Source organism: Pseudomonas sp. NPDC089422, from assembly GCF_044749405.1.
In the GTDB taxonomy this organism is placed as follows: domain Bacteria; phylum Pseudomonadota; class Gammaproteobacteria; order Pseudomonadales; family Pseudomonadaceae; genus Aquipseudomonas.
In genome coordinates this window covers 218,113-229,521 of sequence record NZ_JBIVHW010000011.1, presented here as the reverse complement: position 1 = coordinate 229,521, position 11,409 = coordinate 218,113, and the positions used below count along the sequence as shown (strand labels likewise).

At 63.8% G+C, this 11,409-nt stretch carries 11 protein-coding genes; 7 read left to right on the top strand and 4 right to left on the bottom strand.

The features are described from left to right. Positions 1-149 precede the first annotated feature (149 nt). Positions 150-872: a ribonuclease PH gene (gene rph / locus ACIPZ8_RS21200; protein ID WP_400727093.1), complete on the bottom strand. Its 723-nt coding sequence runs from the start codon at positions 870-872 to the stop codon at positions 150-152. 205 nt (positions 873-1,077) lie between these two features. On the opposite strand from rph, the gene ACIPZ8_RS21195 reads away from it, so the two are divergent. Further along, positions 1,078-1,941: a YicC/YloC family endoribonuclease gene (locus ACIPZ8_RS21195; RefSeq protein WP_400727091.1), complete on the top strand. Its 864-nt coding sequence runs from the start codon at positions 1,078-1,080 to the stop codon at positions 1,939-1,941. Positions 1,942-1,954: 13 nt separating this feature from the next. After that, positions 1,955-2,575 (top strand): guanylate kinase, encoded by a 621-nt coding sequence (gene gmk / locus ACIPZ8_RS21190; RefSeq protein WP_400727089.1) that lies wholly within the window; start codon positions 1,955-1,957, stop codon positions 2,573-2,575. Positions 2,576-2,608: 33 nt separating this feature from the next. Here the strand turns inward: gmk and ACIPZ8_RS21185 are convergent, their stop codons facing one another. The 3 genes from ACIPZ8_RS21185 to ACIPZ8_RS21175 form a co-directional block, all read right to left on the bottom strand. After that, a complete protein-coding gene (locus tag ACIPZ8_RS21185; protein ID WP_400727087.1) occupies positions 2,609-4,147 on the bottom strand; it encodes an APC family permease in 1,539 nt (512 codons plus the stop codon). A 118-nt stretch (positions 4,148-4,265) separates the two neighbouring features. Continuing rightward, positions 4,266-5,021, bottom strand: coding sequence for a gamma-glutamyl-gamma-aminobutyrate hydrolase family protein (locus ACIPZ8_RS21180; RefSeq protein ID WP_400727085.1), 756 nt, complete (start codon positions 5,019-5,021; stop codon positions 4,266-4,268). Positions 5,022-5,025: 4 nt separating this feature from the next. Next, on the bottom strand, positions 5,026-6,408 hold the full coding sequence (locus tag ACIPZ8_RS21175; RefSeq protein ID WP_400727083.1) for a glutamine synthetase family protein: 1,383 nt from the start codon (positions 6,406-6,408) through the stop codon (positions 5,026-5,028). Positions 6,409-6,614: 206 nt separating this feature from the next. Here ACIPZ8_RS21175 and ACIPZ8_RS21170 point away from each other — a divergent pair, with 206 nt between their 5' ends. From ACIPZ8_RS21170 to ACIPZ8_RS21150, 5 genes are all read left to right on the top strand, one after another. Then, the gene (locus tag ACIPZ8_RS21170) at positions 6,615-7,487 is read left to right on the top strand and encodes a LysR family transcriptional regulator (RefSeq protein WP_400727081.1); all 873 of its coding nucleotides are present in this window, start codon (positions 6,615-6,617) and stop codon (positions 7,485-7,487) included. A 204-nt stretch (positions 7,488-7,691) separates the two neighbouring features. After that, positions 7,692-7,955 (top strand): DNA-directed RNA polymerase subunit omega, encoded by a 264-nt coding sequence (gene rpoZ / locus ACIPZ8_RS21165; protein ID WP_016394025.1) that lies wholly within the window; start codon positions 7,692-7,694, stop codon positions 7,953-7,955. A 59-nt stretch (positions 7,956-8,014) separates the two neighbouring features. Further along, complete coding sequence (gene spoT / locus ACIPZ8_RS21160) at positions 8,015-10,123, top strand: bifunctional GTP diphosphokinase/guanosine-3',5'-bis pyrophosphate 3'-pyrophosphohydrolase (protein ID WP_103448468.1); 2,109 nt, start codon at positions 8,015-8,017, stop codon at positions 10,121-10,123. A gap of 23 nt (positions 10,124-10,146) precedes the next feature. Further along, positions 10,147-10,527, top strand: coding sequence for a RidA family protein (locus ACIPZ8_RS21155; protein WP_009684531.1), 381 nt, complete (start codon positions 10,147-10,149; stop codon positions 10,525-10,527). Between the two features lie 55 nt (positions 10,528-10,582). Continuing rightward, positions 10,583-11,308, top strand: a complete 726-nt coding sequence (locus ACIPZ8_RS21150) for a hypothetical protein (RefSeq protein WP_400727079.1) — start codon at positions 10,583-10,585, stop codon at positions 11,306-11,308. The last annotated feature ends 101 nt before the right edge of the window (positions 11,309-11,409 follow it).

Below are 11,409 nucleotides of genomic sequence, written 5' to 3'. Positions count from 1 at the left end.
AGTGAGTAATCACGCTGTGTGCGCTTTACACCTTGCTCCATCTGACTCTCCGGAAATTCGGGATGGGAGGTGTAAACCTTATTCAGGACGGGACATCAGGCACAAAAAAGCCGACATCACTGTCGGCTTTTTTGTGCCTATCGGAACAGTCAGTCAGCCAGCGCGGCGTTCTGCAGTTCGAAGATCTCTGTCATGCCCTTCTGCGCCAGTGCCAGCATGGCGTTGAAGTCTTCAGGCTGGAACGGCGCACCTTCGGCGGTGCCCTGCACTTCAATGAAACCACCGGCGCTGGTCATGACCACGTTCAGGTCTGTTTCGGCAGCCGAGTCTTCCAGGTAGTCCAGGTCGAGTACCGCTTCGCCCTGGTACATGCCCACCGACACGGCAGCGATCATGTGCTTGAGCGGGTTGCCGGCCTTCAGGCCACCGCGCTTCTTGATCACGGCCAGGGCGTCGCACAGGGCGACCATGGCGCCAGTGATCGACGCGGTGCGGGTGCCGCCATCGGCCTGGATCACGTCGCAGTCGATGTACAGGGTGATGTCACCGAGCTTGCTCATGTCCAGCGCGGCGCGCAGCGAACGGCCGATCAGCCGCTGGATTTCCAGGGTGCGGCCACCTTGCTTGCCACGGCTGGCTTCGCGCTGGTTACGCTCGCCGGTGGAACGCGGCAGCATGCCGTATTCGGCGGTCAGCCAACCTTGGCCCTGGCCTTTGAGGAAGCGCGGTACGCCGTTTTCGACGCTGACCGTGCAGATGACCTTGGTGTCACCGAACTCGACCAGTACCGACCCTTCGGCGTGCTTGGTGTAGTTGCGGGTGATGCGGATCGAGCGGAGCTGATCGGCGGCGCGACCACTTGGACGTTTCATCTGGGATACCTGTACTGGGACTTTGAATCTGCCCGCCATTATAGAGCCCGTCGCCCCCAGAGGACATGCCTATTGTCGCGCCCCCGGCAGCCTGTCGCCTTTTCCCACTCACTGGCACGCGCTCTGTAACATGGGCGGATTGGGCGCCACGTGCGCACTGCGCTACAATCGCGCGCCTTCAATTCATTAACGCGAGGTACTTCCCATGGTGCACAGCATGACCGCTTTTGCTCGTGTCGAGCGCGCAGGCAGCCAAGGCACCCTGGTCTGGGAACTGCGCTCGGTCAACCACCGTTACCTTGAGCCTCACCTGCGCCTGCCGGACGCCCTGCGCGACCTTGAAGGCGCGGTACGCGAAGGCCTGCGCCAGGGCCTGTCGCGCGGCAAGGTCGAATGCACCCTGCGCCTGCACGAAGACAGCAACGGCAAGCCGCTCAAGGTCGACCGCGAGCGCGCCGCGCAGCTGGTCGCCGCCGCCGAAGAGGTGGCCGGCCTGATCAAGCAGCCGGCCGCGCTCAATCCGCTGGAAGTGCTGTCCTGGCCGGGCGTGCTGGTGGCCGACGCCACTGACCCCCAGGCCCTGAACGCCGAAGCCGTGGCGCTGTTCGACGAGGCCCTGGCCGAGCTCAAGGCCGGGCGCCTGCGCGAAGGCCAGGAGCTGGCCCGGCTGATCAACGAGCGCCTGGACAACATGACCGCCGAGGTCACCACCCTGCGCGCCCTGGTGCCGCAGATGCTTGCCGCCCAGCGGCAGAAGATCATCGACCGTTTCGGCGACCTCAAGGCCGAGCTCGACCCGCAGCGCCTGGAGCAGGAGATGGTGCTGCTGGCACAGAAGAGCGACGTCGCCGAGGAGCTCGACCGCCTCAGCACCCACATCAACGAAGTGCGCCGGGTGCTCAAGTCCGGCGGTGCCGCCGGTCGTCGCCTGGATTTCCTGATGCAGGAACTCAACCGCGAAGCCAACACCCTGGGCTCCAAGGCCTTCGACCCACGCAGCACGCAAGCGGCGGTCAACCTGAAGGTGTTGATCGAACAGATGCGTGAACAAGTACAGAACATCGAGTAAGGCCACCCCGACCATGAATCAAAGCTGCGGCAACCTCTATATCGTTTCGGCACCGTCCGGCGCTGGCAAGACCAGCCTGGTCACCGCCCTGATCAAGGCCGACCCGCGCGTCAGCGTCTCGGTCTCGCACACCACCCGCGCCATGCGCCCGGGCGAAGAGCACGGCGTGAACTACCACTTCGTCAGCCATGACGATTTCAAGGGGCTGATCGCCCAGGGCGACTTCCTCGAGCACGCCGAAGTGTTCGGCAATTTCTACGGGACTTCACGCAGTGCGCTGCAAGAGGTGCTGGACCGGGGCAACGACCTGATCCTGGAGATCGACTGGCAAGGCGCCCAGCAGGTGCGCAAGCTGATGCCCGAGGCACGTTCGGTGTTCATCCTGCCGCCGAGCCAGCAGGCCCTGCGCGAGCGTCTGGATGGCCGTGGCCAGGACAGCGAAGAGATCATCGCCGGGCGCATGAAGGAAGCGGTTAGCGAGATGGAGCACTACGACGAATACGAGTACGTCATCATCAACGACGACTTCGACGTGGCGCTTGAGGAATTGAAAGCGGTGTTCGCGGCCAACCGGTTGCTGCTGAACAAGCAGCAGCAGCGCTACAGCGGGTTGCTGAAAGAACTGCTGGCCTGATAGACCGAAGGGGCCGCGCTGCGGCCCCTTGCTTTATTCCTGCAGTGGCAAGGTAGCCTGCTGACGCAGGGTCGCCCCGAGGAAGTAAGCCGGCGCACGCATCCGCGAAATCATCATCAGCACGATCCCCAGTGCCGAAATGATCGCCGCAATCACGAACACCAACCCCAGCCCGGCCACATGCGAGCCGCTGCCGAAGTCCGGCGAGGCGCTGTCGATGGCCGTGCGCACGAAGATCACCGACAGGATCACCCCACCCACCAGCGGGCACAGGCCACGCATGAAGAAGTGGCGCAGGCTGCCGAACAGGCTGTCGCGGAAGTACCAGACACAGGCGAACGCCGTCAGCGAATAGTAGAAGCAGATCATCATGCCCAGCGCCGTGATGGTGTCAGCCAGCACGTTCTCGCTGAGGGTGCGCATGGTCACGTAGAACAGCCCTGCCGCCACACCGGCGCAGATGGTCGCGTAACGCGGCGTTTGCGAACGCGGGCAGACGCTGGCGAACTTCTGCGGCACTGCGCCGTAGTAACCCATGGCCAGCAGCGTGCGCGCCGGCGACACGAAGGTCGACTGCAGCGACGCTGCGGTGCTCGCCAGCACGGCGATCGACATCAGGATCGCCAGTGGCCCCATCACCGGCCCGGCCAGGTGAGCGAACACGTTTTCCTGGATGCGCGGGTTGTTCAGGCCCAGGCCTTGCTCGCTGATACCGGCGAACTGCAGAGTGGCGATGGCGGTAACCAGGTACAGGCCGAGGATCAGCAGTACGGTCCAGGTAGCCGCCTTGCCCGGCACCTCGTCACTGCCGATCGACTCTTCGCTGACGGTCAGGCAGACGTCCCAGCCCCAGAAGATGAAGATCGACAGCGACAGCCCCGCTGCAAAGGCCGAGAACGACTCGACACCGAACGGGTTGAACCAGGCGAAATCGAACTCCAGTGGCGGTGGTGCGGTGGTGCTGCCGAAGGCCGCGAAGGCAAAGCCGAGCAGTACCATCAGCTGCAGCGCCACCAGGCCGTATTGCACGGTCATGGTGGTGGCCATGCCACGGCAGCAGATCCACACCGCCAGGGCGATGAACACGCAACAGGTGGTGATATTGATCAACAGGTTGTCAGCCAGGGCCGCCAGCTCATGGTGGCCGGTGATCTGGCTGAGGAACAGATAGAAGAAGTCGACGGCAACGCCCGCCAGGTTGGACAACACGATGGTGGTGGCAACGACCAGCCCCCACCCACCGATCCAGCCGATCATCGGGCCAAAGGCACGAGCCGACCAGGTAAACGAAGTACCGCTGTCCGGCTCGGCCGAATTCAGTTCGCGGTAGCCCAGGGCAACCAGCAGCATCGGCAGGAAGCCGACAATGAACACGGCGGGAAGATGTGCACCGACCTCACGCACGGTCGGGCCTAGGGCGCCGGTCAGGGTGTAGACCGGGGCAATGGTGGAAATGCCCAACACCACGCTGGCCAGCAGGCCAAGACGGCCCTTGGCCAGGCCTTTGCTGCGCTGAGTGCTGCCCGAGTCGGCCACATCGGGTGGGCGGCCGGCTTCTGTGTAATTGCTCATGAGTTTTTGCCGTAACTATTGGAATTGTTTTCACAGGCCCTGTTCCCAAGGCCTGCTTCCACTCATTGAAAGCGCGCTGCCGGGGGTGGGTCATCCCGGACTTTTGGCTGACTTGCTGTCAGACCTCCCGTGCAGCATGGGCGATGCAGGCCTCGCGGAACGCCTGGAAAAGGCGCCTTGAGACCGGGTTTTCGGCGAAACGCCATTCAGGGTGCCACTGCACGCCAAGTACAAAGCCCGGCGCGTCAGGCATCGACACTGCTTCGATCAGGCCATCCGGGGCCCGTGCCTCGACCCGCAGGCCTGGGGCCAGGCGGTCGAGGCCCTGGCTGTGCAGCGAGTTGACCTCGAACTGTGCAGCCAGGCCCAGGCGCTCGAACAACCCGCCAGGTGCAACGCTGACGGGATGACGAGGGCCGTATTGCACTTCCAGGGGCGCATCCTCGGGTTCACGATGGTCCATGTAGCCGGGCAAATCCTGCACACGCTGGTGCAAGCTACCGCCCAGGGCCACGTTCAGCTCCTGGAAGCCGCGGCAGATGCAGAACACCGGCACGCCAGCGGCAATCGCCGCCTGCAGCAGCGGCAGGGTCAGCCGGTCACGGGCCAGGTCGTGCCGGGTCCCTTCGGCGCTGGCGGCGCCATTGTAATGATGCGGCTCGATATTTGAAGGCGAGCCGGTAAAAACAATGCCGTTAAGCCGGGACAGCAGCGCCTGCGTGTCACTGCCGCCGTCGCGGGCCGGCAGAATCAGCGGCAATCCGGCGAAGCCGGCGGCCTCCACGTACTTGTCGCCCACCGTGTGCGACGAGTTCTTCCCCACCTGCTGGCGGCAGGCGCTGATACCGATCAAGGGGACCGCAATTGCGCTCATGGGCTTACACCGTGTGCAGGTACCAGTTGTACTCGAGGTCGGAAATCGACACTTCGAACTCGGCCAGCTCACTTTCCTTGCAGGCCACGAAGATATCGATGTAGTCCGGGCTGATGTATTGGTTGAGGACTTCACTGTCATCCAGCGCACGCAGGGCGTCGCGCAGGTTGTTCGGCAAACTCTGCTCCAGCTGTTCGTAGGAGTTGCCTTCGATCGGTGCAGCTGGCTCGATCTTGCTGGTCAGGCCGTGGTGGATACCGGCCAGGATGGCCGCCAGCATCAGGTACGGGTTGGCATCGGCGCCAGCCACGCGGTGCTCGATACGCACGTTGTCGCTGCTGTCGGTCGGTACGCGCACGGCCACGGTGCGGTTGTCCAGGCCCCAGCTCGGCGCGTTCGGTACGTAGAACTGCGCACCGAAGCGGCGGTAGGAGTTGATGTTCGGGCACAGGAAGGCCATCGACGCCGGCATGGTCTCCAGCACACCGCCGATGGCGTGGCGCAGCGCGTCGCTTTGCAGCGGGTCTTCATGGGCGAAGATGTTCTTGCCGGTTTTCTTGTCCAGCAGCGAAATGTGCACGTGCAGGCCGTTGCCCGCCTGCCCCGGGTAGGGCTTGGCCATGAACGTGGTGTCCATTTCATGGTCGTAGGCGACGTTCTTGATCAGGCGCTTGAGCAGGATCGCATAGTCGCAGGCCTTCATCGGATCGGCGACGTGGTGCAGGTTGACTTCGAACTGCGCCGGGGCGCTTTCCTTGACGATGGCATCGGCTGGCAGGCCTTGCTCCTTGGCCGCTTCGAGCATGTCCTGCAGGCAGTCGGCGTATTCGTCGAGGTCGTCGATCAGGTACACCTGGGTCGACTGCGGGCGCTTGCCCGAGATTGGCGAGCGTGGCGGCTGCGGGCGGCCGTTGAGGTTGTCCTGGTCGATCAGGTAGAACTCCAGCTCGAACGCGGCGCAGATATCCAGGCCCATGGCGTCGAACTTGCTCACCACTTGACGCAGCACTTCGCGCGGGTCGGCGAAGAACGGCTCACCGTCGAGTTCGTGCATGGTCATCAGCAGCTGTGCGGTCGGGCGCTTCTGCCACGGCTCGTCGGACAGCGTGCCGGCAATCGGGTAGCAGATGCGGTCGGCGTCACCGATGTCCAGGCCCAGGCCGGTGCTTTCCACGGTCGAGCCATTGATGTCGAGGGCGAACAGCGAGGCTGGCAGGTTGATACCTTTCTCGTACACCTTGTGCAAGCTGGCGCGCTCGATGCGCTTGCCGCGTACCACGCCGTTCATGTCGGAAATCAGCAGATCGACGTACTGCGTATCCGGATGGGCCTGAAGGAAGTCATTCATCTCGCTGGAAGTACTGGCGCACGGGGTGACCGACGTCATGGCTTACATCCTATGATTTGCTGCGGCGATGTGGGGGATACGGCTGGCGCCTCACGGGCGACGATGGTTGCAGCTGTTGTTCTTTTCACTTTCCCATCGTGGGGATTGGTTACCCGACCGGGCGCATTGATTCCCGGGGGCCGTTTCACTATAAAATGGCCCTCACGCAACAGACATTGGCAATTCGGCAAGCAGAGCGTGCACCAATGCAATATCAGATTACCCACGCCGACCTCTCCCTGGTCCTGGCACTGGAACGCGGGCGCTCATTGGCCAAGGCCGCCGAACTGCTCAAGGTCGACGTGTCGACCGTGTTCCGCTCGATTCGCCGGCTGGAGTCGGCGCTGGGCACCGCGCTGTTCGTGAAAAGCCGCAAAGGCTACCTGCCGACCGATACGGCCCAGGCCCTGGCCGAGCAGGCCGAGCGCGCCGAGCAGGCGCTGGATGCCGCACGCATCGCCATGACCAGCGGCGAGCAAGTGGTCAGCGGCACCGTACGCGTGACCTGCACTGAAGCCGTGATGCACAGCCTGCTGTTGCCGGCGCTGGCGGCGTTCATGCCGAACTACCCGGCGTTGTCGCTGGAGATGGGCACCTCCAACACCTTCGCCAACCTCAGCCGGCGCGATGCCGACATCGCCCTGCGCCTGACCAATACGCCGCCGGAGCACCTGGTGGGTCGTTGCCTGGGCTCCACGTCCTACGTGATCTGCGGTCAGCCGCAGTGGCGCGAGCGCCTGAACGAGTCGGCCAGCAGCGTGCCGTGGATCGCCCCGGACGATTCCATGCAGGACCATCCCACCGTGGTCTGGCGCAACCAGCAGTACCCAGGGCTGAGCCCGCGCTACCAGTGCAGCAGCATGTCGACCATCGCCCAGCTGGTGAGCACCGGGCTGGGCGTGGCGGCATTGCCGGACTATATGGTGGATGCGCTGCCGGGGGTCGATGCGTTGAGCGGGCCGCTGCCGGGCTGCGATACCCAGTTGTGGCTGCTGACACGGCCGGATTGCCGGGCATTGCGCTCGGTGCAGACGCTGTTCGAGGAGCTGACGCCGCGGTTGCGGGATGCGATGCTCTGAGGTTATCGTCGGGATCATGCAGCAAGGGTGTCTGTTTCGGCCCTTCCGTGGCTGAAGCCGCGCCCGCAGGGTACGGTGATACGCAGGCCTTACGAGGTAGCCGACAAAACAGCGCTTCCCTATTGGCTGGTGATTTTTTAAACTATCGAGTCCGCCTGCCCATATTGGGCTGCACGCCTACCGCATTTGCTACTGAGGAAGACCATGGCCCGCGTAACTGTTGAAGACTGCCTGGAACACGTGGATAACCGTTTTGAGCTGGTCATGCTCTCGACCAAGCGCGCCCGTCAGCTGGCTACCGGCGGCAAAGAGCCACGCGTAGCGTGGGAAAACGACAAGCCGACCGTGGTCGCTCTGCGCGAAATCGCCGAAGGTATCGTGACCCCTGAGTTCATCGCCGCCGAAGAGATCGTCACCGAGGATCCGGTCTTCGCCGCGTTCGAGGACGAGTCCAACGAGGCTGTCTGATCGATGCCCTGTCGACGTCGCGCGGCACAAGGCCCTCTTCCTCGGCAAGAGGTGAAACCATGCCGGGCATAGAAGCCTTAGCCGAACGGCTGTCGACCTACCTGGGCCCCGAACAGGTCAACCTGGTTCGCCGCGCCTATTTCTACGCCGAACAGGCACACGACGGGCAGCGCCGCCGCAGCGGCGAGCCCTACGTGACCCATCCGCTGGCCGTGGCCAGCATCCTGGCCGACATGCACATGGACCATCAGAGCCTGATGGCGGCCATGCTGCACGACGTGATCGAAGACACCGGCATCGCCAAGGAAGCCCTCTGCCAGCAGTTTGGCGAGACCGTGGCCGAACTGGTCGATGGGGTCAGCAAACTGACCCAGATGAACTTCGAGACCAAGGCCGAGGCCCAGGCCGAGAACTTCCAGAAGATGGCCATGGCCATGGCCCGCGATATCCGCGTGATCCTGGTCAAGCTGGCCGACCGCCTGCACAACATGCGCACCCTGGAAGTGCTGTCTGGCGAAAAGCGCCGGCGCATCGCCAAGGAAACCCTCGAGATCTACGCCCCCATCGCCAACCGCCTGGGCATGCACACCGTGCGCGTGGAGTTCGAGGACCTCGGCTTCAAGGCCATGCACCCGATGCGTTCGTCGCTGATCCACCGGGCGGTGAAGAGCGCACGTGGCAACCGTAAAGAGATCGTCGCCAAGATCGAGCACTCGCTGGCCAACTGCCTGGCCGCCGACGGCATCGAAGGCGAGGTCAGCGGCCGGCAGAAACACCTCTATGGCATCTACAAGAAGATGCGTGGCAAGCGCCGCGCCTTCAACGAGATCATGGACGTGTACGCCTTCCGCATCATCGTCGACAAGGTCGACACCTGCTACCGCGTGCTCGGCGCCGTGCACAACCTGTACAAGCCGCTGCCCGGTCGCTTCAAGGATTACATCGCGATCCCCAAGGCCAACGGCTACCAGTCGTTGCACACCACGCTGTTCGGCATGCACGGCGTGCCCATCGAAATCCAGATCCGCACCCGCGAGATGGAAGAGATGGCCAACAACGGCATCGCCGCGCACTGGCTGTACAAGTCCAACGAGGACGAACAGCCCAAGGGCAGCCACGCCCGCGCGCGGCAGTGGGTCAAGGGTATCCTCGAACTGCAGCAGCGCGCCGGCAACTCGCTGGAATTCATCGAAAGCGTGAAGATCGACCTGTTCCCGGACGAGGTCTACGTGTTCACGCCCAAGGGCCGGATCATGGAGCTGCCCAAAGGCTCCACCGCCGTCGACTTCGCCTACGCGGTGCACACCGACGTCGGCAACAGCTGCATCGCCTGCCGCATCAACCGCCGCCTGGCGCCGCTGTCCGAACCCTTGCAGAGCGGCTCGACGGTGGAAATCGTCAGCGCCCCGGGCGCACGGCCGAACCCGGCCTGGCTCAATTTCGTGGTCACTGGCAAGGCGCGCACGCACATTCGCCACGCCCTCAAGCAGCAGCGCCGCTCCGAGTCGATCAGCCTTGGCGAGCGCCTGCTGAACAAGGTGCTGACCGGCTTCGACAGCAGCCTGGAGAAGATCCCCCAGGAGCGCATCCAGGCGATTCTCGCCGAGTACCGCCTGGAGCTGATCGAAGACCTGCTCGAAGACATCGGTCTGGGCAACCGCATGGCCTACGTGGTCGCCCGCCGCCTGCTGTCGGCCGAAGGCGAACAGCTGCCGGCGCCGGAAGGCCCACTGGCGATTCGCGGAACCGAAGGCCTGGTACTGAGCTACGCCAAGTGCTGCACACCGATTCCGGGCGACCCGATCGTCGGCCACCTTTCGGCGGGCAAGGGCATGGTCGTGCACCTGGAAAACTGCCGCAACATCAGCGAAATCCGCCACAACCCGGAGAAGTGCGTACAGCTCTCGTGGGCCAAGGACATCGCTGGCGAATTCAACGTCGAGCTGCGTGTCGAGCTTGAACACCAGCGCGGCCTGATCGCCCTGCTGGCCAGCAGCGTCAACGCTGCCGACGGCAACATCGAGAAGATCAGCATGGACGAACGCGACGGCCGTATCAGCGTGGTCCAACTGGTGGTCAGCGTGCACGACCGTGTGCACCTGGCGCGTGTGATCAAGAAGCTGCGTACCTTGACCGGCGTGGTCCGCATCACCCGCATGCGTACGTAGTCCGCCAACCGCAAGGAGTCATCATGAGCAAGACCGTAATCAACAGCGACAAGGCCCCTGCCGCTATCGGCACCTACTCCCAGGCGATCAAGGCCGGCAACACCGTCTACATGTCGGGCCAGATCCCGCTGGACCCGAAGACCATGGAACTGGTCGAAGGCTTCGAAGCCCAGACCGTACAGGTGTTCGAGAACCTGAAGGCCGTGGCTGAAGCGGCTGGCGGTTCGTTCAAGGACATCGTCAAGCTGAACATCTTCCTCACCGACCTGAGCCACTTCGCCAAGGTCAACGAGGTGATGGGCCGCTACTTCGAACAGCCATACCCAGCCCGCGCCGCCATCGGCGTTGCTGCACTGCCGAAAGGCGCCCAGGTCGAAATGGACGCCATCCTGGTCATCGAATGATGCCCCTGGTGACGGGCGCCCTGCCCGTCACCCTCCTCTGCAAGGTTATCCCGTCATGCGTCAAGCACTGCCCATCGCGCTGGCAGCCCTGCTCCTGAGCGGCTGCGCCAGCCACAAACCCGAAGATTTCAACGGCACCTGGATCAACCAGGCCGCCATCAAGGCCGCCAGCAAAGGCGGCAGCCTGCGCCAGGCCCTGAACGAGCACGGCCCGGTGTTCGAGTGGAAGCTCGATGTCGCCCACCAGCAGGCCAGCTTCAGCAATGGCTTCGAGGCTGCCGACGGCCAGCTGAGCGCCAACCAGAAGCAATGGCAGGCCAGCTTCCAGGGCGGCCAGACCGAACAACTCGAACTCGATGGCGATGAACTGAAAGCCACAACCCAGGGCGGTGCCGAGCAGACCTTCGTGCGCGCCAAGCAGCCCGGCAACGCACCATTGGGCAGCAGCTTCGAGAAGGCGCTGTACCAGGCTTACCTCGGTGGCGACTGGAAGATCATCGAGGGCCAGGGCAAGGGCGCCACCGTACGCTTCAGCGATACCGGCAACGTCACCGGCCTGCCAGGCCCGGACCGTTTCGCCCTGTGCCTGGCCGGCGACTGCGCCAGCATGGGTGGCGACAACGACAGCCTGTGGCTGGAGCGCAATCAGCGCGGCGCGCCGTTCATCTTCAAGCGTGATGGCGACAAGATTGCAATCTTCCAGGCGGTCAACACCGCCCAGGCGGACGAGATTCCGCAGCTGGCAGCCGGCGCCCAGCAGTGGGTGCTGGAGCGGGACTGACACGCGACCCCTGTAGGAGCGGCCTTGTGTCGCGAAAGGGCCGCGCAGCGGCCCCGGCAATCTATGCGGCGAAGCTGAGATCCTGGGGCCGCTTCGCAGCC